The following is a 20766-nucleotide window of genomic DNA, read 5'->3' on the forward strand; positions in this document are numbered from 1 at the left end:
GCTCCGAAACACCGTCCGGAGCGGGGTTCTTCCCCGTAGGCCCGTGCAAGCGCAGCGCCGCCGGGCAACAGAGCACCTTACTTCATCCCTTCACTCACATCTTTTTGCGCTTCCATACGCTCCACATCACGATACCAACGGGGATGGTGTTTCTGCGCCCAGCGGCGGCTCACCTTCCCTTCGATCATCCCTTTAATCGAGCCTTTGACCCAGAACGCCATATACATATGGATCAGAATGGCGTGGATCAAAATAATGGCCGAGGTCGCATGGATCAGCAGGCTATAGCGCACCACCTGCATCGGGAAATACTGGGCAAAGTACGGACGCCAGATAATGACGCCGGTCACCAGCAGCACAAAAATCATGCTCATGATGGTCCAGAACATCATCTTCTGCCCGGCATTGTATTTACCCACTCGCGCAACTTTATGCTCGTTGCCCTTCAGCACCTCAACAATACCCTTCAGCCAGGGAATATCCTGCTTGTCCGGGATGTTGTGATGCACAAAACGCACAAACATAAACATCAGCGCCACGAAGATCAGCACCCCGAAGAACGGATGCAGAATACGGCCCATCTGCGGGGTGCCGAAGGTCTCCGTCAGCCATTGCAGGGTTGGGAAGAAGAACGAAATCCCCGACAATGACACCAGGAAGAAACAGATCACCACCGTCCAGTGACAGGCGCGGTCGACAAACTTCGTGCGCACAATCATTTTCGATTTAGTCATGATGTTCCTCCTCATCGTCATCCACCTCTTTATTCGGCCCGATACCCACGTAGTGATAAATCAACCCGGCAAAGGTGGCGATAAAGCCCGCCGCAGAGAGCGGCTTCAGCGCCCCTTTCCAGAGATTGATGGAGGTATCGATCGCCGGGTCCTTCGGCAGGTTGTGATACAGCTCCGGCTGGTCGAGATGGTGCAGAACATACATCACGTGCGTCCCGCCCACCCCTTGCGGGTTGTAAATGCCCGCGTTGGGATAGCCGCGCGCTTTCAGCTTATCGACCCGCTGCTGCGCCACCTCCAGCATCTCCTTCTTGGTGCCGAAGTGGATGGCCCCGGTCGGACAGGTCTTCACGCAGGCGGGCTCCTGGCCGACGCTGACGCGATCCACGCACAGGGTACATTTGTAGACCCGGTTATCCTCTTTATTGAGGCGCGGCACGTTGAACGGACACCCGGCGATACAGTATCCGCAGCCGATGCAGTTATCCTGCTGGAAATCGACGATGCCGTTGGCGTACTGAATGATCGCCCCGGCAGACGGACAGGCCTTCAGACAGCCCGGATCCTCGCAGTGCATACAGCCGTCTTTACGGATCAGCCACTCCAGCTTGCCGTTCTGATCGGTTTCGCTAAAGCGCATCACCGTCCAGGATTTGGCGCTCAGATCCGCCGGGTTATCGTAAACCCCAACGCAATGCCCTACCTCGTCGCGGATATCGTTCCACTCGGAACAGGCCACCTGGCAGGCTTTGCAGCCCACGCAGGAGGAGACATCGATAAGCTTTGCCACTTCCGCTTTGTAATCCCGCGCACGAGGCGCAGGGGTAAAGCCGTTAGTGGCGGAGCGTTTGATGACGTCTTGTGTTTCCATCGACATTTATTCGCTCCTTATGCTTTCTCGATGTTGACCAGGAACGCCTTGTACTCTGGCGTTTGCGAGTTGGAATCCCCCACCGATGGCGTCAGGGTGTTGGCGATATAGCCTTTCTGCGCCACCCCTTCAAAGCCCCAGTGCAGCGGAATACCCACGGTTTCCACCTGCTGACCGTGAACGTTCAGGGCCTGCAGACGACGGGTGACCACCGCCACGGCGCGAATGAACCCGCGCTGGCTGCTGACCTTAACGCGATCGCCGTTGGCAATCCCTTTGGCCTTCGCCAGGGTTTCGCTGATCTCCACAAACTGCTCCGGCTGGGCGATGGCGTTCAGTCGCGCATGCTTGGTCCAGGTGTGGAAATGCTCGGTCAGGCGATAGGTCGTGCCGACGTACGGGAACTTGTCTTTCTTGCCCATGCGCACAACATCTTCCTGATAGACACGCACCACCGGACTGGAGACCACGTTCGGGTGCAGCGGGTTGGTGCCGAGCGGCGTTTCCATCGGTTCGTAGTGTTCCGGGAATGGCCCTTCCGCCAGCTTGTCGATGGCAAACAGACGTCCCAGCCCCTCCGGCTGCATGATAAACGGCCCGGTGTTGCTGCCCGGCGCGGCGGTGTTGAAGTCCGGAATATCGTTCCCGGTCCACTTCGTGCCGTTCCACTGGATCAGCATCCGTTTTGGATCCCACGGCTTGCCGTTGATGTCCGCCGAGGCGCGGTTATAGAGCACGCGACGGTTAAGCGGCCACGCCCAGGCCCAGCCCAGCGTATTGCCCAGCCCAGACGGGTCGGCGTTATCGCGGTTAGCCATCTGGTTGCCCTGCTCGGTCCAGCTGCCGGTATAGATCCAGCACGACGATGCCGTGGTGCCATCATCACGTAGATGAGCAAAGCTGCTCAGCAGTTGGCCTTTCTTCGCAATCAGCACGCCATTGGCGCCATAGAGATCCGCCAGTGCAACGCCGTTGTTCTCTTTCGCCACCTCTTCCGATTCCGGGTGATCCGGCTGTTTGTAGTGCCAGTTCATCCGCAGCAGCGGCTCAACGCCCTTCCCGCCTTCGGTGCGGTACATCTCACGCAGGCGATGGTAAATCCCGGCCAGGATCTCGCCGTCGTTACGTGCTTCTCCCGGCGCGTCCTGCCCCTTCCAGTGCCACTGTAACCAGCGCCCGGAGTTGGCGATGGAGCCGTCTTCTTCTGCAAAACAGGTAGACGGCAGGCGGAACACCTCGGTCTGAATGGAGGCGGTATCCACATCGTTCATCTCGCCGTGGTTCTGCCAGAAGTTAGAGGTCTCGGTCACCAGCGGATCGATCACCACCATGTACTTCAGCTTGCTGAGGCTGGCGACAATCTTGTTTTTGTCCGGGAACGACGCCACCGGGTTGAAGCCCTGGCAGATGTACCCCGTGACCTTGCCCTTCGCCATCATGTTGAAATACTTGATGACGTCGTAAGCCTGGTCCCATTTTGGCAGCCAGTTAAAGCCCCAGTCGTTCTCCTCCTGCGCCGCATCGCCGTAGAACGATTTCATCAGGCTGACGAAGAACTTCGGATAGTTGCTCCAGTAGTTCACCTGGTCCGGCAGGGTCGCTTTTGGGGTGTTCGCCGTCAGATAGGTTTGCAGATCGGTCTGTTTTTCCGACGGCAGGGTCAGATAACCCGGCAGACTGGTGGAGAGCAGCCCCAGATCGGTGAGCCCCTGAATGTTAGAGTGACCGCGTAATGCGTTTACGCCGCCTCCGGCCATGCCCATGTTGCCGAGCAGCAGCTGGATCATCGCCATGGTACGGATGTTCTGCGCCCCGACGGTATGCTGCGTCCAGCCCAGCGCGTAGAGGAATGTGGTGGTTCTGTCCGCAGCACTGGTGGAGGCCAGCACTTCACACACTTTCAGGAAGTCCGCTTTCGGCGTACCGCAGATGTTCTCCACCACCTCCGGCGTATAGCGGGAGACGTGCTGCTTCAGCAGGTTCCACACGCAGCGCGGATCGGTCAGGGTTTCATCGCGCTTCGCATAGCCGTTTTCATCGAACTGATAGTTCCAGGAGGATTTGTCGTACTGGCGTTTTTCGGCGTCATAGCCGCTGAACAGCCCGTCTTCAAAGGCAAAGTCTTCCCGCACCAGCAGATTAGCGTTGGTGTAGTGCTTAACGTACTCGGCGTTAATTTTGTTGTTTTCGATCAGGTACAGCAGCACGCCGGAGAGGAACGTAATGTCCGTACCGGAGCGGATCGGCGCATAGATATCGGCCACCGATGCCGTCCGCGTAAAGCGCGGATCGACGACGATCAGCGTCGCATCGTTGTTATTTTTCGCTTCCATCGCCCAGCGGAAACCCACCGGATGGGCTTCAGCGGCGTTACCGCCCATCACCACCACGACGTTAGCGTTTTTGATATCAACCCAGTGGTTGGTCATCGCACCGCGACCAAATGTTGGAGCAAGACTTGCTACCGTTGGTCCGTGTCAGACGCGCGCCTGGTTGTCTACCGCCAGCATGCCGAGTGAGCGCACAAATTTTTGCGTCAGCATGCCGGTTTCATTGCTCGCCGCCGAGGCGCAGAGCATCCCGGTGGAGAGCCAGCGGTTGACCGTTACACCCTGTTCGTTCGTCTCAACGAAGTTGGCGTCGCGGTCGGCTTTCATCAATTTTGCAATGCGGGTGAAAGCCTCATCCCAGGAGATGCGCTGCCATTTATTGGAGCCCGGCGCGCGGTATTCCGGGTAACGCAGACGGTTGTCGCTGTGAACATAGTCCAGCAGACCTGCCCCTTTCGGGCAGAGTGCCCCGCGGCTGACCGGATGATCCGCATCGCCTTCAATATGATAAATCGACGCTTTAGCGTTCTTCGCGCCATCACCCAGGCTATACATCAATAGCCCGCATCCCACGGAGCAGTATGTGCAGGTGTTGCGGATCTCTTTGGCGCGCAGCAACTTATAGTTGCGCGCCTGAGCCAGCGCCATTTTGGGGGCAAACCCCAGAGCGGCTACTGTTGTCCCGGCCATACCGCCCGCGCAGATTTTAAAAAACTGTCTGCGACTGACGTCCATCGTTGTCCTCGTTAGATCATTGAGAAATCCGGCAGAAAACTAACAGCAAAGCCCCTGTTTTTTTTGCGGCAAATCAATATCGCCGATCTTCGCCCTCTTAATAGTCAGCGCTGGCGGCTTTTGCTAATGCTAAAGGGTTACTTCGGCACAGATAAATTCGCGGAAGGTACTGAAACAGTGCTATAAATTTGCCCCTTAAATTGATAGCCGGTGGAAATACGATGGAGAGAAAAAAAGCCACCCTGGTCGGTCTGGCCGCGATCGTGCTCTGGAGCACGATGGTGGGTCTGATTAGGGGCGTTAGCGAGGGATTAGGTCCGGTTGGGGGCGCGGCGGCAATCTATACGCTAAGCGGTTTACTCTGTCTGGTAACGGTGGGTTTCCCCAGGCTGCGACGTTTCTCGCCCCGCTATCTCATTGCCGGCAGCGTACTGTTTGTCAGCTATGAAATCTGTCTTGCCCTCTCGTTAGGCTATGCCGCCACTCGCCACCAGGCGATTGAGGTGGGGATGGTGAATTATCTCTGGCCGAGCCTGACCATTCTGTTCGCCATCCTGTTCAACGGCCAGAAAACCACCCTATGGGTGATCCCGGGCCTGATCATCGCCCTGCTGGGGGTAAGCTGGGTATTAGGCGGCGAAAATGGGCTGAACCCAACGGATATCGCCCGTAACATCACCTCCAACCCGCTAAGTTACGGCCTGGCGTTCGTTGGCGCTTTCATCTGGGCAGCCTACTGCACCGTGACCAGTAAATACGCCAACGGCCAGAACGGGATCACCCTGTTTGTATTGCTCACCGCCCTGACCCTGTGGCTGAAATATGCTTTCAGCCCGCAGCCGGAGATGGTGTTTAGCGTGCCGGTGGTGATCAAACTTTTGATGTGCGGCGTGGCGCTGGGGTTTGGCTACGCGTCGTGGAATATCGGTATCTTGCACGGCAACGTAACGCTGCTGGCGGCAGCATCCTATTTCACCCCGGTACTGTCAGCGGCACTGGCAGCGGTGCTGCTGAATGCGCCGCTGTCGTTCAGCTTCTGGCAGGGAGCGATGATGGTGTGCGCCGGATCGCTATTGTGCTGGTACGCCACCCGGGCACGTAGGGAGTGAGTTTTGTAGGCCGGGTAAGGCGAAGCCGCCACCCGGCGAAGACTATTCCTGCCCAGCCGCCCGCCGCAACCAGCTCTGCAACAACTTCCCGTCCTGACTCATCTCTCCATCCTGACGCACGCACAGGTAGTAATCCCGGCCATCGTCGATAGGGAGATCGAAGATCTTCACCAGCTCACCGCTCTCCAGATAGGGCGCAATCAACGGTTCGCGCATCAACGCGCAGCCCAGCCCTGCCTGCACGCCCGCCAGGGTTAACAGCCCGTCTTCAAACATCGGGCCACTGCGCCGCAGCGGGCGTTTCACCCCCTGCTGGATAAACCACTGCTGCCAGGTGGCGCGCTCTTCATCATGCAACAGCGGCATCTGTAATAGCTGTTCGGGAGTATCAACATGCCCGTGAAGGCGCAAAAATGCCCGGCTACAGACTGGCACCATCTGCCCGGAGATCAGCTTTTCACTCTGGTAGCCCGCCCACTGGCCGTTGCCGAAGCGGATGGACATATCCGACGCGTCACTCAGGTAGTTGCGGTGGTTGGCGTAGACCACGTTGATCTCGGTCTGTGGGTTAGCGCGCATAAACCCGGGCAGACGCGGGATAAACCACCCCATGCCGAAAAGCGGGATCAGGCTGATGGTCACCTGGCGGGTCTGCACCTGCTCCAGCAGATGCCCGGTGGCCTGGCGCAGCACGTTAAAGGCCGCGCGGATGGAACGGTAATAATCCCGCCCCTGCTGGCTCAGGATCAGCCCGCGCCCCTGACGCTCGGTGAGCGGCATCTGTAAGTATCCTTCCAGCACTTTCAGCTGGTGACTCACCGCCGAGGGCGATATGTCCAGCTCCTGAGCCGCCTGCGTCACGCTTCCCAGCCGCGCTATCGCCTCGAAGGCCCGCACCGCCCGCAGCGGCGGATCGTTCGCCAGTCGGCTCTCGGCAAAGGCCGACAACGCCAGGGATTGTTCTGTTTTATTCATATATTGATCTGTTATGGATAATCCGGTTAATCAGCCATTTATCATCATCATTAAAATCAATCAGATAAAGCAAGCTCCAAAAATCATAAGAAAGAATATATGTGTATTTCACAATTTAATTCAATTATTAGATGTTAGCCGCTGAAAAGAGCAATTTGTCGGGTAACAACGTTGGACACACTCATACAACAACTGATCAACGGCGTGATGCTGGGCAGCATCTACGCGCTGATCGCGCTGGGCTATACCATGGTGTATGGCATTTTGCGCATTATTAACTTCGCCCATGGCGATATTTTGATGGTCGGCGCGCTGACCACTCTGTCGGCGCTGAATCTCCTGACCGGCTATTTCCCCGCCATGCCGCAGCTGTTACAGCTCGGCTTTGCGCTGCTGATCGCCATGACGGTCTGCGCCCTGCTGGCGATGTCCGTTGAGCGCTTTGCCTACCGCCGCCTGCGAAATGCGCCGCGGCTGGCACCGCTGATCTCCGGGATTGGCGTATCGGTGCTGCTGCAAACCGTGGCGATGATTATCTGGTCGCGTAATCCGCTGATGTTCCCGCAGATCCTGCCGATGGACCCGATTGCTATCACGGCGGGCAGCGAGGCGCATCCCCCGGCGATTGTCACGGTCACCGGCATCGTCACCGTGGCGCTGGCACTGATCGTCATGACCGGCCTGTGGCTGCTGGTGGAGTATACCCGCCTTGGCCGGGGTATGCGGGCGGTGGCTGAAAACCCACGCGTCGCCACCCTGATGGGCGTTAATCCGAACGCCATCATCACTCTGACCTTTGCCATCGGCGGCGTTTTTGCCGCACTCGCCGGGGTGATGATGGCCAGCAATTACGGCAACGCCAGCTTCTCGATGGGCTTCCTGCCCGGCATTAAAGCCTTTACCGCGGCGGTGCTCGGCGGCATCGGCAATATTCGCGGGGCGATGATTGGCGGGATCCTGCTCGGGATTATCGAAGCGCTGGGCGCCGGTTATCTCGGCGAACTGACTCACGGCGTGTTCGGCAGTAACTACCAGGACGTATTCGCCTTTATCGTTCTGATTCTGGTGCTGGTCTTCCGTCCGGCTGGTCTGTTGGGCGAGCGCGTGGCGCACAGGGCGTAAGGAGAAATCATGACTGCCATTGAAATCAAAACCCCGGCGGCCAGCGGTAAATTCTGGTCCGGCATGACCCTCTTCGTGCTTGCCCTCCTGCTTGCGCCGGTTGTGGCTACCCAGCTGGGCGGCAACTACTGGGTGCGGGTGATCGACTTCGCCCTGCTCTACATCATGCTGGCGCTGGGGCTGAATATCGTTGTCGGCTACACCGGCCTGCTGGATATGGGCTTTATCGCCTTCTATGCCGTTGGCGCCTATCTGGCGGCGCTTATGGCGTCACCGCATCTCGCAGACGTGTTCCCGATCCTGAACCTCTGGTTCCCGCACGGGCTGCACACCTCGTACCTGCTGATTATCCCGATTGCAGCGCTGGTCGCGGCGGTATGCGGCATTCTGCTGGGTGCCCCGACGCTGAAGCTGCGCGGGGATTACCTGGCGATTGTGACCCTCGGCTTCGGGGAGATCATCCGCATTCTGATGCGTAACCTCGACCGCCCGGTGAACATCACCAACGGCGCAAAAGGCATTACCGGCGTTGACACCCTCAACCTGTTCGGCCTGAAGTTCAGCGGCGTTTACCACTGGTTCGGCGTCAAAGTGCCCGCCCTGTGGCTCTGGTACTACCTGCTGATGCTGGTGATTGTCGGGATCATTTTTGTCTGCCTTCGCCTGCAACACTCACGTATTGGCCGGGCGTGGCACGCTATCCGTGAAGACGAAGATGTCGCCCGGGCAATGGGTATCAACGTGCGCAACTTTAAGCTGCTGGCCTTTGCCATGGGTGCCTCCTTTGGCGGTGTGGCCGGGGCGCTGTTCGGCGCCTTCCAGGGCTTTGTCTCGCCGGAATCCTTCACCCTGCAGGAGTCCATAGCCGTACTGGCGATGGTGGTGCTGGGTGGGATGGGCCATATCCCGGGGGTGATCCTCGGCGCGGTACTGCTCACCGCCCTGCCGGAGCTGCTGCGCAGCCAGGCGGCCCCGGTGCAGCAGGCGCTGTTTGGTTCGGTACTGATTGATCCGGAGATCCTGCGTCAGCTGTTTTACGGCCTGGCGCTGGTGCTGGTGATGCTGGTTCGCCCGTCGGGCATCTGGCCGAAGCGCCACAAGGAGGTAAAAGCATGAGCCTGTTAACCGTGCGCAATATGTCCAAACGCTTTGGCGGCCTTACCGCCGTGGATAACGTCTCGCTGTCGATTAATAAGGGCGAGATCTACGGCCTGATTGGCCCCAACGGCGCGGGAAAAACCACCTGCTTTAACCTCATCACCGGCCTGTATCCCGCTGACAGCGGTGAGTTCGCCATTGCCGATAAGCCCTACTTCCCGAACCAGATCGAAAAGGTAACTGCCGCGGGCATCGCCCGTACCTTCCAGAACGTGCGTCTGTTTAACGAGATGTCGGTGCTGGAGAACGTGATGGTGGGTCGCCACGTGCGCACCCACAACGGGCTCTGGGCGGCGCTGAGCCGTCACAAACGCGCCCGGGCAGAAGAAGCTCAGACCCTCGAGCAGGCCTGGCACTGGCTGGCCTACACCGGTATTGCGAAGTTTGCCCACTACCGCGCCTGCGATCTGGCTTACGGCCATCAGCGGCGGCTGGAGATCGCCCGCGCGCTGGCGACCGATCCGCTGCTGCTGGCGCTGGATGAACCCGCCGCCGGGATGAACGCGGCGGAAAAAGTGGCGCTGGGTGAGCTGCTGACCCGTATTCGTGACGACGGCAAAACCCTGCTAATGATTGAACACGACGTCAAGCTGGTGATGGGGATTTGCGATCGGCTCACGGTGCTTGATTACGGCAAAACGCTGGCCAGCGGTACCCCTGACAGCGTGCGTCGCGACCCGGCGGTGATCGCCGCCTGGCTTGGAGGCAATGCCCATGTCTGAATTACTGAAAGTGGAACGTCTGGACGTGCATTACGGTGGTATCCAGGCAGTACGGGATGTCTCCTTTAGCCTGGGTGAAGGCGAACAGGCCACGCTCATTGGGGCTAACGGCGCAGGCAAAAGTTCCACCGTGCGGGCCATCACCGGACTGGAGCGTTTTGGCGGTAACATCGAATTTAATGGCAAATCGAACCGCAAACAGAAAGCCGAAGCGCTGCTGCGCGACGGGCTGGTGATGGTTCCGGAAGGCCGGGGCATCTTCGCCCGCATGACGGTGCTGGAAAACCTGCAGATGGGCGCCTGGCTCCGCCGTGACACTGTCACCGTCCGGCAGGAGATGAACGCGATTTTCGAACGTTTCCCGCGTCTGGGCGAACGCCAGCACCAGCTGGCCGGACTGCTCTCAGGCGGGGAACAGCAGCTCTTAGCCCTGAACCGCGCCCTGCTCAGCCGCCCGCGCCTGCTGATCCTCGACGAACCCTCGATGGGCCTGGCGCCCAAAATGGTCGAGAACATTTTCGCCGTCATCGCCGGACTGCGCGAGCGCGGCGTGGCGTTGTTGCTGATCGAGCAAAACGCCCGGCTGGCGCTGGAGGTGACCGATCAGGCCTGGGTGATGGACAGCGGCAGCATCGTTCATCACGGCGAGTCCAGGGCGATGCTCGACGACGACCAGATTGCACAGATTTATTTGGGCGAAATGCCCGCTTAACACACCAACCAATATCAGGGAAAAATAATGAAAACCATTAAAATCAGCGCGCTCAGCGCGGCCATTGTGCTCAGCGGATTTGCCTCTACCGGCGCCTGGGCCGCCGACAGCGAAACCGTGGTGATCGGCCTGGCGGGTCCGCTGACCGGCCCGTCTGCCCGTATCGGTAAAGATCTGGAGAATGGCGCGCAGCTGGCGATTGACGATATCAACAAACAGCACCCGAGCATCGGCGGCAAGGCGGTGACTTTCAAGCTGCAGTCGGAAGATGACCAGTCGGATCCGCGCACCGCCGTGGCTGTGGCTCAGCGTCTGGTGGATACCGGCGTGGCAGGCGTAGTCGGCCACTGGAACACCGGCACCAGCATCCCGGCGGCCCGCGTCTATCACGATGCCGGTATCGCTCAGGTGGCCCCCGTTGCTACCGGTCATGCCTATACCAGACAGGGGTTCGACACCAGCTTCCGCGTGATGGGTCACGACGATGACGGTGGCCAGTTTGCCGGACAGTACGCGGTAAATACCCTTAAAGCCAAACGCATCGCGGTCATCGACGATCGTACCGCCTTTGGTCAGGGCCTGGCGGATGAGTTTATTAAATCGCTGGAAGCCCAGGGCGTGAAGATTGTTGACCGCCAGTACGTTGACGACAAAACCGTCGACTTTAGCGCCGTACTGACCGCCATTCGCAGTAAGAACGCCGATCTGATCTTCTTCGGCGGCGTGGACAGCCAGGCGGCACCGCTGGCACGTCGTATCAAACAGCTGGGTATGAAGACGACCCTGATGGGCGCAGGCGGCTTTGTCAGCCAGACCTTCCTGCAGCTGGCGCAGAAAGAGGGTGAAGGCGTTGTCGCGCTGGAGCCGGGCCTGCCGGTGGATCAGATGCCGGGCGGCAAGACCTTCGAGCAGGCATACCAGTCCCGCTACCACACCCATATTGAACTTCATGCCCCGTTCGCCTATGACGCCACCCGCGTACTGGTTGCCGCGATGGAAAAAGCCGACTCGGTTGATCCGGCAGAGTACCTGCCTGCCCTGCGCGCCATCAGCTACTCCGGCGTCACCGGGCAGATCGCCTTTGACGATCAGGGCAACCTGAAGGCCCCGTCCTTCACCGTCTATAAAGTGGTCGATGGCAAATGGCAGCCGCAGACCGTGCTCGGCGGCGCAAAAGCTAAGTAACGCAGTGAGGCAATGTGATGAGTGATAATAATGAGCTGGGCATTCTTGCCCGCCGCAAAATTGAAGCAGAAATTATTAAACCAATTTATGAAATCCTGGTGCGTGAGATCGGCAAGTCCCGCGCCCAGGCGGTGATTGGCGAGGCCATTGAGCAGGCCGCCATTAATGCGGGCAAAGAATTTGCCCGCAAGGAGCCAAACGGCGCGGACGTGAAGAGCTTTATTGCTCTGCAGTATCTGTGGGAGAAGGATAACGCTCTCGACGTGAAGGTGATCGACGCCGACGACCAGCAGTACAACTACAACGTGACCCGCTGCCGCTATGCCGAGATGTATCACGAGATGGGCCTCGGCGAGATCGGCCATCTGCTGTCGTGCGCCCGGGATGAGAAATTCATCGTCGGCTACGCGCCGGACGTGGAGCTGACCCGCACCACCACCATTATGCAGGGCGGCGCATGCTGCGACTTCCGCTACCGCAGCACGAAGGACAAAGCATGATCCGCGTTAATGCAGACCGTTTGTGGTCTACGCTCGAGACGATGGCGCAGATCGGCGGCACCCCCGCCGGCGGGGTGACCCGCCTGGCGCTAAGCGAGGAAGACCGTATTGCCCGCAACCTGCTGCGCGAGTGGGCACTGGAGGCCGGTTTTAGCTGCGAAGTGGACAGCATGGGCAACATGTTTATCCGCCGCGCCGGTAAAAACCCGGCGCTGCCCCCGGTGATGACCGGTTCCCACGTGGATTCCCAGCCGCTCGGCGGCAACTATGACGGGATCTACGGCGTGCTGGCCGGGCTGGAGCTGCTGCGCACCCTGAACGATCGTCAGGTAGAAACCGAGCGCGATATCGTGCTGGTGAACTGGACCAACGAAGAAGGCGCGCGCTTTGCCCCGGCGATGCTCGCCTCCGGGGTCTGGGCGGGTCAACTTTCCGAAGCCTTTGCTTACGCCAGGATGGACAGCAAACAGATCACCGTTCGCGACGCCCTTGAGGCCATCGGCTATCGTGGCCCCCGCCCTGCCCGCGCCTTCCCGATCCACGCCTGCTATGAGCTGCATATCGAACAGGGGCCTATTCTGGAAGACGAAGCCATCGATATCGGCCTGGTGCGTGCGGCGATGGGTCAGCGCTGGTTTACCCTTACCCTCGACGGGTTTGCCGCACATGCGGGCACCACGCCAATGCACAGCCGCCGCGATGCGTTGACCGCTTTTGCGGAGCTGGCGCTGAAGGTGGAGGCGATCGGTTATCAACATGCCCCGGACGGGCGTGCCACCATCGGCATGGTGAACGTAACCCCGAATTCACGAAACGTCGTCCCGTCCCGGGTGGTGTGCAGCGTAGAATTCCGCCATCCGCTCAGCGAGGCGCTGGAGGCGATGGAAACCGCGCTGCATCAGGCGGCTGCAGGCCTTTCGGCGCGTGGCGTGAGTGCCAGCGTCGAGCGCATCTTCGACTATGCACCGATCGCCTTTGATGAAACCTGTCTTGTCCGAACGGAACAGGCTGTGGCCGCGCTGGGCTATTCATCAAAATCGATGGTATCCGGCGCCGGGCACGATACCTGTTACGTCAGCAAAATCGCGCCTGCCAGCATGATCTTTATCCCCTGCGTGAAGGGTATTAGCCATAACGAAGCGGAAAAGATTCATCCGGAATGGTCAGAAAAAGGGGCCAATGTGTTGCTGCATAGCGTGCTGAGTGCGGCGCAGGAGACATAAACAGGCACTTTCCCCGGCCAACGGCCGGGGAACCATTAATCGAAAACGCTTACAGTATGTTGTAACTAATTGCGGTTATTTCCCCAGCTTCGACAGCATCTCCGGGCGCATAAATTTATGGATCACCAACATAAAGATCACCGACGGCACCAGCAGAATCAGCGCCGTAATGGAGGACATCTGATAATTTCCCGACATGCTGGCGGTATAGAGCAGTATTGGCAGCGTGTTGATCTCCGGCGCGCCGACAAAGAACGTGGCGGTAAACTCATCCAGCGACTCAAGAAAGACAAAGATACTGGCGGCAATCAACCCGGGGGCGGCCTGCGGCAGGATGATATGGAAAAAGGTGTAGACCGGCCCGGCGCCCAGATTGCGTGACGCCCGCGCCAGCAGCGGATCGAGCGCCGAGAACGCCGCGACGCTTATCCAGATGGAGTACATCAGCCCGTGCACGCTGTGCACCAGCACTACCCCGGCAATCGTCCCGTTCAACCCCCACTGGTAGAACAGCCGCGCCACGTTCATATAGACCGTCAGGTTCGGGAAAGCCTGCGGGATCAAAAACAGCAGCATAAAGAAGGCGCGGCACGGCATGGACCGGTGCGAAAGTGCGTACCCTGCCGGGATTGAAATCAGCAGACACACCACCACCGACAGAAGGGCTATCAGGACGCTGATGGACAACGAACCGGAGACGTCACTGTAAGGGCTAAAAACCTGCCCCCAGTACTTCAGCCCCCACTGACTGGGCAAGGTGTGCGGGAAAAACCAGCTCTCCGCCACCGTCCAGATCAGCAGGTTCAGCAGCGGGCCAAACAGCGCCAGCACCAGAAAGGTAAGCAGCAGGGTTTGCAGAATAAAGCTACCGCGAACTCTATTAAACAGCGTGTTCATCAGGGGTTTCCTTTTGCATTCAGGCTGTGGCGCAGATAGAACCAGGACATCGCGGCGCACATCAGGTACGAGATGACCCCCATCGCATTGGCAACCGGATAGTCGCCATACGAGTTGACGCGAAATGCCATATCAACGGTCATCATTGTTGGGGCGCCAGTGCCGATCATCAGAGGAACTGACAACACCGACATCATGGTGACCGTCGATAACACCATCGCGATGCCAATGGTCGGCAACACCTGGGGCAAAATAATGTCGAACAGGATACGCACCCGGGAGGCACCGAGGTTTTTCGCCGCCAGAATATGGGTAGACTCCACCGCCGCCATGGCGCCGCTAATCAGCAGCGTGGTAAAGGCCATCTGTTTCCAGACAAAGGTAATAATGATCCCGCTCCAGCCCAGCAGCGAGGTGGTCTCCATCGGCGTCATTACGCCGAGGGCAACCAGGGAATTGTTCATCAGGCCGTTTTTTGCCAGGAAGGTCCGCATCATCTGCGCGGCAACGATGAATGGGATAAACAGCGGCAGGCGGTATAAAAAGGCCAGCGCTTTAACGAGACGACGACAGGGCGAGAGCACAATCACGGCGGAAATAATGATGGAGAGCAGCGCCAGGATCGCCAGTGAAACCAGCACAATGATCAGGGTAAAGAGAATATCGTTCGAATAGAGGCTAAACACTTTTTCAAAGTGCGCCAGCGTCAAACCTGTTTCATGGGTAAAAGCCGAAATAAGCGAATAGCCCAGCGGCCAGAGAAAGAAGATGCCAATCATCAGCGTCGCCGGAAGAACCAGCAGGAAAGCGTTAAATGTCTGTCGCATGAATAATCACCGCTAAAGGTGCCTGGCAATATTCTGCCAGGCACGCCATACCCTCAGTTCGAAACCTGGCTCTCATAACCTTCTTTGATAGCGTCAAAGTAGGGTTTGAGAGGGAAACTTTTGCCGTTCTCCGATAAAGTTTCTGGCGAAATTTCCGCGAACAGCTTCTGCCACGTCGCATCATCCAGCGCCCCCTTCACATATTTCGCGTCGATGCCCGGGTACCAGTTAAATTGCTTCACGATCCCCTCCGCCTGAATCTCCGGGCTGGTCGCCAGCTCGATAAACTCCTGCGCCAGTTTTGCCTGGGTGGCTTTGGCCGGGATGACGTAATACATTGGCTGCCCCGGCATACCGGGTGCGATTAAGGTAAGCTTGATGGACGGCGGCAGCTTGCCCTGATCTTTCCAGCTGTAGAACATATCCACCCATACCGGCCCCATAGCGATTTCGCCCCGGCTGAGCATATCCAGCGTCCCGGCATTGCCCGGGGTAAAGGTGACGTTTTTATTAAATGCTTTCAGCTTCGTCCAGGCCGGGCCCCACTCTTTTTCAACCCCTTTATCATACGGCAGCGCGGTAAGGCGCTCGGCTGGCGTGCCATAGGCGTAGATCCAGCCCACCACAAAGCTCACGCCTGACATACCGTTTTTGATGCCGTTATAGCCGAAGGCTTTGGGATTTTTTTCCGACCACTGCACCAGCTCGTCATAAGATTTCGGCGGAGTGGTGATGAGATCGCTGTTGTAAGCCATCGCCGTCTGGCTCAGGAACATAGGCATCACGTAGCCGTCAACGTTGACCCCCAGGGCGTTTTTAGCGTTCTCTGCGGTGGTCATGGTGCCGGTTTTCACCGCCTGGCGGTAATTCTCAAGCAGCCCTTTCTCTACCAGCTGGCCGCCTGCGGCCTGATGGACCACCGCCACATCTATATCCCAGCTTTTCGCGCTGCTCTGCGCCTGCGCCGTCAGCTTTTCAACGATCTTATTTGATCCGGCATCGCCGGGCCCGGTGCCGACCACCTGCACTTTTACTCCCGGATGGGTGGCTTCAAATTTCGGCCCCAGCCAGGTTTTGACGTAATCCACCATATTCTGGTCCCCGGCGGTGGCAACGTTAAGTACCGTTTCGGCATGCGCAGCGTGCAGGCAGCCCAGATAAAGTGCGGCAGTGATAGCCATTTTTGTTTTTACGGACATGATTGATCCCCAGAAAAGTGTGTGTCGGTTGGCATTACAAAGCAGGTTCAAAGGCATGGAGCGCAGCATCAGGCACATGCAGCACCACTGGCGAACGGTCAGGCCAGCATGTTGCTGAGTCTGCGAGTAAGATCTTTCCACCACAGCGCACGCTGTGCCGGTAGTGATGACCTAAGAAGGCACTCTCCTCAACAATCCCTTCGAGGGTTAATCCTCCCGGCGCGGACGGCAGTGCGGCATGCATGGCGATATCGGCGCTGCGAAAATAGAGCGTTCTCCCCTGCCCCTCATCAGGTGTGATGCAGTTATCCGCCCCCATAAAATCGGCGACAAAAGGCGTTGCCGGGCGGTGGTAAATTGCCTCCGGGGTGCCGATCTGTTCGATGCGACCGTTATTGAGCACGGCAATTCTGTCGGCCATCACCAGCGCTTCCTGCTGGTCGTGAGTGACGATCAGCGAGGTGAAGCCGAGTCTCTTTTGTAGCGCTTTGATCTCATGGCGCACATTGAGGCGCACTTTGGCATCCAGGTTCGACAGGGGCTCATCGAGCACCAGCACATCGGGTTCAATTGCCAGCGCCCGGGCCAGGGCAACCCGCTGACGCTGACCGCCAGAAAGGGCCGTTACCTTTATTTCCGCATAACCTTCGAGGTTAATTATTTTTAATAGCGCCTGCACCCGACGGGTTATTTCCTCTTTTTTAACGCGACGGACTTTTAATCCGTAACCGATATTTTGCGCGACCGTCAAATGCGGCCACAAGGCATAACTCTGAAACACCATGGTGATATTTCGCTGTTCCGGGGAGCTATGGGTGATATCCCGGCCATTAATCGCCACGGTACCGGAGTGCACGGGTAAAAAACCGCATAACGCATTGAGCAGTGTCGTCTTTCCGCAGCCAGAGGGGCCGAGAAGCGCGATCATCTCGCCCTTACCGACCGCCAGATGGATATCGTGAAGGACAATATTATTCCCGTAGGCAACTTTCAGTTTATCTATTTGCAAATAACTCACGCACGATCCCTTAATTCTTTCACGTCGCCGATGAACACGTGTTCATTTTTTTGTAAAAAAAACGCAACGTTCCAGCGCCATTATGTGCGCCTACTGTGTCGTCTGTTTGTGACAATTTGATTAAGTCCGCAAAAATTTTGGTGAGGCGAAATGAAAATAGATATTCTGGGTTGCGGCAGTGCTTTCTCCCTGCTGAATAATACGTCGGCAATCCGGGTCATCGATAACGCGGGCTATCAGCTGCTGATTGATTGCGGGCCAACCATTCCCCGCGCCTTATGGCAACGGGGACTGGACGTAAACGACATTGATGCCCTCTTTTTCACCCATATCCATCCGGATCACTGCACCGGGCTGACGGCGCTCCTTAACCACTGGAAAAGTTTTCAGCGAACGAAACCGCTGATTATCTGGTCCCAGCCTGCCCACCGCCCGGCACTGCTTGAGCTGGCAAACCTCGCGAACTGGCCGGATACCGGGCTCTGCTTTGCTATCGACTGGCGCGACAGCACGCCGGAGTGGCGCTGGCGGAACTGGCTCCTGCGGACCGCCTTTACCCATCACGAAATCCCGAACCTGGCCCTGCGGATTGAGGCGCCGGGCGCCACCCTGTTTTACAGCGGCGATGGCCGCCCGACCCCGGAAAGTATTGCCCTGATGGCGGGAGCCGATCTGGCCTTTCAGGAGTGCGCCTCGGCAACAGCGCTGCCCGGCGATGCCTCGCATGGCGATTTCCCCGACTGCCTGGCGCTCTTTACCCGGCTCAAACTGCCTGCGCTGGGCCTCTATCATTGCCACGACAGCGCCCGCCCCATCCTGGCGCAGGCCTGTCAGCCCCACCCTGGTCTGTTCGTCAGCGAAGAGGGCATGACCTTCGAGCTGCCCCTTCGCCGGGGAGAAACGCTGTGAGCGACGCCCCTCGCAAGCAGGCGGTGACCGCCGAGGATGTGGCGAGAAGAGCGGGCGTTTCCCGCGCCGTGGTCTCCCGCGCCCTGAGCAGCAACGGCAGCATCTCCCCCGCCACCCGGGAAAAGGTATTACAAGCCGCCCGGGAGCTCGGCTATCAGGTGAATTTTCTCGCCCAGGGATTGAACCGCCAGCGGAGCCAGCTGATTGGGGTGATCGTCGCCCGCATTGGCGATCCCTTTCGCAGCAGTCTGCTGGAGGGATTACTGCATGAGATCCAGCGGCGCGGCTACCAGGCTCTGGTGAGCGAGATCACCGGCGAGGAGGATCTGGTTAACACTCTGCGACGCTTCACCCAGTTTCGCGTCTCCGGGGTGATAGTCACCTCAGGCAGGCCGCCGGAAGCTATCGTGAATGAGTGCGTCAGCCAGCAGATCCCGGTGGTCGGTATCAACCGCCCTCCCGACATGCCGTGGGTGGATTTTATCTGCTCGGATAACCAGCGCGGCGCACAGCTGGCAGCCGAACAGCTCTGGCACTCCGGGTGCCGTCGCTTCGGCTGGCTTAATCACCCGGCCTCCACCTGGGCGGGCATGATGCGGGGCGAGGCATTTGTCCATGCGCTGCAACAGCTGGGGGTCGACACCCTGCGCCAGCTCAGCTGGCTCGCCGCCCCGACGGAGGGTTACGATGGCGGGCTGGCCACAGCCCTGGATTATCAGGCCGAGCTGCCGGAGGGAATTTTCTGCGCCAATGCGCAGCTGGCCTGCGGGTTTCTGGATGGGATGCGCCAGCGGGGCAAATCGGCCCCGCATGATTTTCATCTGATTGGCTTCGATAACACGCCGCAAAGCGGTCAGTTAAGCTATCAACTGACTACGCTGCATCAGGATGTCGCCGGGATCGCGCGCCGCGCCCTGACGCGGCTGCTGGCGCGGGCGCAAAACCCGCACCAGCCTTCGCAGGTGGAGTGGGTGAATGTAGAGCTGGTTTACCGACTCACCTCCCCCCGGCCCGAAGGGGCTTAGCCCCCGTCGCGCGGTACCTTCGCCAGGCTAAACCAGATCCCGACGGCCAGCAGCAGCAGCATCCCGCCTGCGCTGCCCAGCGCCACGCTGTGCGAGGTGATAAAGGCCGTTTTCGCTGCCTCAATCACCGATTCAGCAAGGGCTGGCGGCAGATCTTGCGCGACCTTCACCGCCTCGCCGATGGAGGAGGACGCGTGATCCGCCAGGCTGGCATTCAGCCCCTGGGGCAATTCAATAGACGCCGAGAAGCTGCGGGTCAGGAGCAGGCCAAAGATCGCGATCCCCAGCCCGGCCCCCAGCTCATAGGACATGGTTTCAATCGCCCCGGCAGCGGCGGCTTTCTCTTTTGGCGCGGCAGCCATAATGGCCGAGGTCGAGGCCAGCAGCGCGCTCGCCGCACTGAATCCCAGCAGCACCATCAGGCTCCAGGCCTGCCACTGCTGGGTGCTGAAGTCGAGCATCGACAGGCCAATGAAGCTGAGCGCACTCAGGCCCATACCGCCGGTCGCCACGATCCGCAGACCCAGACGCCCGACCAGCACCCCGGCAATCGGCCCGCTGAATCCACTGGCGACCATTACCGGCAGCATAAACATGCCCGCGTCAAAGGGGGTGAAGCCGTGGACAAACTGCAGCTCCTGGGCCATCAGCAGCTCAAAGCCCACCAGGGCGATCATCGCCGTCATCGCCATCACCACCCCGCTCAAAATAATGCGATGGCCGAACAGCCGCAGGTCGATCATCGGCGTGCGGGCGCGAAGCTGAATGCGGATAAATGCCAATAGCATCATTGCCCCGGTCAGCAGTGTCCCCGCCACCAACCACGGCGATATCGCCCCTTTAAGCGCGGTTTTGGCGCTGTAGACCAGCAGCAAAATCGCCACAATCAGCATCAGGGCATGGGTGATGTTAAGCGGCTGCTCGGGTCGGCCCTGCTGGGCGGGCACAAAACGCGCCGCCAGGGAGACCACCAGCAGCACGATGGGAACGTTGATTAAAAACACCGCGCCCCAGTAGAAGTGCGCCAGTAATATGCCGCCAATCAGCGGGCCGAAGGCCGCCCCGCCAGATCCCACCGCCGCCCAGACGCCGAGGGCAATATTGCGCTGGCGCGCATCGGCAAAGAGCGTGCGGATCCCGGCGAGGGTGGCGGGAATGATCATCGCCGCCCCGATGGCCAGCAGCGCCCGCGCCGCAATCAACCACCCGGCGGAGGGCGCAAACGCCGCCGCCAGCGACGAGAGGCCGAACAGGCTACTGCCCAGGATCAGCAGGCGTTTAAAACCGATACGATCCCCGAGCGCCCCCATCGGCAGCACCATCCCGGCCATCACCAGCGAGTAGATATCAATGATCCACAGCAGTTCATTGCCGCTGGCATCCAGGGTCATACTCAGCGTCGGCGCGGCAACGTGCAGCACCGTGGCGTCAATTGCGACCGGGATATAAACGAGCACAATAATCACTAACGCTACCCACTGACGAATCATAATTTTCCTTATTTGACCAAAACTG

Annotated in this window: 19 protein-coding genes; 10 read left to right on the forward strand and 9 right to left on the reverse strand. The window is 58.9% G+C overall.

Annotated features, from left to right (window positions below):
- Positions 1 to 77: 77 nt before the first annotated feature.
- The 3 genes from fdnI to fdnG are packed head-to-tail and all read right to left on the reverse strand — an operon-like array spanning position 78 to position 4670.
- The gene (fdnI, locus tag C2U54_RS16520; protein ID WP_103179627.1) at positions 78 to 734 is read right to left on the reverse strand and encodes a formate dehydrogenase-N subunit gamma; all 657 of its coding nucleotides are present in this window, start codon (positions 732 to 734) and stop codon (positions 78 to 80) included.
- On the reverse strand, positions 727 to 1611 hold the full coding sequence (gene fdxH / locus C2U54_RS16525) for a formate dehydrogenase subunit beta (RefSeq protein WP_103179628.1): 885 nt from the start codon (positions 1609 to 1611) through the stop codon (positions 727 to 729). Before fdxH ends, fdnI begins: the two co-directional genes overlap by 8 nt.
- Before the next feature lie 11 nt (positions 1612 to 1622).
- The gene (gene fdnG, locus C2U54_RS16530; protein ID WP_103179629.1) at positions 1623 to 4670 is read right to left on the reverse strand and encodes a formate dehydrogenase-N subunit alpha; all 3048 of its coding nucleotides are present in this window, start codon (positions 4668 to 4670) and stop codon (positions 1623 to 1625) included.
- A gap of 221 nt (positions 4671 to 4891) precedes the next feature.
- On the opposite strand from fdnG, the gene yddG reads away from it, so the two are divergent.
- Positions 4892 to 5779, forward strand: a complete 888-nt coding sequence (yddG, locus tag C2U54_RS16535; RefSeq protein ID WP_103179630.1) for an aromatic amino acid DMT transporter YddG — start codon at positions 4892 to 4894, stop codon at positions 5777 to 5779.
- A gap of 42 nt (positions 5780 to 5821) precedes the next feature.
- Here the strand turns inward: yddG and C2U54_RS16540 are convergent, their stop codons facing one another.
- Entirely contained in the window at positions 5822 to 6754 is a 933-nt protein-coding gene (locus tag C2U54_RS16540; protein ID WP_103179631.1) for a LysR substrate-binding domain-containing protein, read from the reverse strand.
- A 171-nt stretch (positions 6755 to 6925) separates the two neighbouring features.
- Here C2U54_RS16540 and C2U54_RS16545 point away from each other — a divergent pair, with 171 nt between their 5' ends.
- The 7 genes from C2U54_RS16545 to C2U54_RS16575 are packed head-to-tail and all read left to right on the forward strand — an operon-like array spanning position 6926 to position 13376.
- Positions 6926 to 7876 carry a branched-chain amino acid ABC transporter permease gene (locus C2U54_RS16545; RefSeq protein ID WP_103179632.1) on the forward strand — a complete coding sequence of 317 codons (951 nt, stop codon included), beginning with the start codon at positions 6926 to 6928 and terminating at the stop codon, positions 7874 to 7876.
- A 9-nt stretch (positions 7877 to 7885) separates the two neighbouring features.
- A complete protein-coding gene (locus C2U54_RS16550) occupies positions 7886 to 8992 on the forward strand; it encodes a branched-chain amino acid ABC transporter permease (RefSeq protein ID WP_103179633.1) in 1107 nt (368 codons plus the stop codon).
- Positions 8989 to 9756: an ABC transporter ATP-binding protein gene (locus C2U54_RS16555; protein WP_103179634.1), complete on the forward strand. Its 768-nt coding sequence runs from the start codon at positions 8989 to 8991 to the stop codon at positions 9754 to 9756. Before C2U54_RS16550 ends, C2U54_RS16555 begins: the two co-directional genes overlap by 4 nt.
- A complete protein-coding gene (locus C2U54_RS16560; RefSeq protein WP_103179635.1) occupies positions 9749 to 10468 on the forward strand; it encodes an ABC transporter ATP-binding protein in 720 nt (239 codons plus the stop codon). The genes C2U54_RS16555 and C2U54_RS16560 overlap by 8 nt, the downstream gene beginning before the upstream one ends.
- A gap of 27 nt (positions 10469 to 10495) precedes the next feature.
- Positions 10496 to 11653, forward strand: a complete 1158-nt coding sequence (locus C2U54_RS16565; protein ID WP_103179636.1) for a branched-chain amino acid ABC transporter substrate-binding protein — start codon at positions 10496 to 10498, stop codon at positions 11651 to 11653.
- 17 nt (positions 11654 to 11670) lie between these two features.
- Positions 11671 to 12153, forward strand: coding sequence for an L-2-amino-thiazoline-4-carboxylic acid hydrolase (locus C2U54_RS16570; RefSeq protein ID WP_103179637.1), 483 nt, complete (start codon positions 11671 to 11673; stop codon positions 12151 to 12153).
- Positions 12150 to 13376, forward strand: a complete 1227-nt coding sequence (locus tag C2U54_RS16575; protein ID WP_103179638.1) for a Zn-dependent hydrolase — start codon at positions 12150 to 12152, stop codon at positions 13374 to 13376. Before C2U54_RS16570 ends, C2U54_RS16575 begins: the two co-directional genes overlap by 4 nt.
- A 75-nt stretch (positions 13377 to 13451) precedes the next feature.
- On the opposite strand, the gene C2U54_RS16580 is transcribed toward C2U54_RS16575, so the two are convergent.
- Genes C2U54_RS16580 through C2U54_RS16595 form a run of 4 tightly spaced genes read right to left on the reverse strand, consistent with a single transcriptional unit; the run spans position 13452 to position 17317 of the window.
- Positions 13452 to 14273, reverse strand: coding sequence for an ABC transporter permease (locus C2U54_RS16580; protein WP_103179639.1), 822 nt, complete (start codon positions 14271 to 14273; stop codon positions 13452 to 13454).
- The gene (locus C2U54_RS16585; protein WP_103179640.1) at positions 14273 to 15100 is read right to left on the reverse strand and encodes an ABC transporter permease; all 828 of its coding nucleotides are present in this window, start codon (positions 15098 to 15100) and stop codon (positions 14273 to 14275) included. The genes C2U54_RS16580 and C2U54_RS16585 overlap by 1 nt, the downstream gene beginning before the upstream one ends.
- Before the next feature lie 53 nt (positions 15101 to 15153).
- A complete protein-coding gene (locus tag C2U54_RS16590) occupies positions 15154 to 16299 on the reverse strand; it encodes an ABC transporter substrate-binding protein (protein WP_103179641.1) in 1146 nt (381 codons plus the stop codon).
- 34 nt (positions 16300 to 16333) lie between these two features.
- On the reverse strand, positions 16334 to 17317 hold the full coding sequence (locus C2U54_RS16595; protein WP_103179642.1) for an ABC transporter ATP-binding protein: 984 nt from the start codon (positions 17315 to 17317) through the stop codon (positions 16334 to 16336).
- A gap of 150 nt (positions 17318 to 17467) precedes the next feature.
- Here C2U54_RS16595 and C2U54_RS16600 point away from each other — a divergent pair, with 150 nt between their 5' ends.
- Entirely contained in the window at positions 17468 to 18226 is a 759-nt protein-coding gene (locus C2U54_RS16600; RefSeq protein WP_103179643.1) for an MBL fold metallo-hydrolase, read from the forward strand.
- Complete coding sequence (locus C2U54_RS16605; protein WP_103179644.1) at positions 18223 to 19251, forward strand: LacI family DNA-binding transcriptional regulator; 1029 nt, start codon at positions 18223 to 18225, stop codon at positions 19249 to 19251. Before C2U54_RS16600 ends, C2U54_RS16605 begins: the two co-directional genes overlap by 4 nt.
- Here the strand turns inward: C2U54_RS16605 and C2U54_RS16610 are convergent.
- Complete coding sequence (locus tag C2U54_RS16610) at positions 19248 to 20741, reverse strand: MFS transporter (RefSeq protein WP_103179645.1); 1494 nt, start codon at positions 20739 to 20741, stop codon at positions 19248 to 19250. The genes C2U54_RS16605 and C2U54_RS16610 overlap by 4 nt on opposite strands.
- Positions 20742 to 20766 lie beyond the last annotated feature (25 nt).

This window comes from Leclercia sp. LSNIH1, assembly GCF_002902985.1.
In the GTDB taxonomy this organism is placed as follows: domain Bacteria; phylum Pseudomonadota; class Gammaproteobacteria; order Enterobacterales; family Enterobacteriaceae; genus Enterobacter.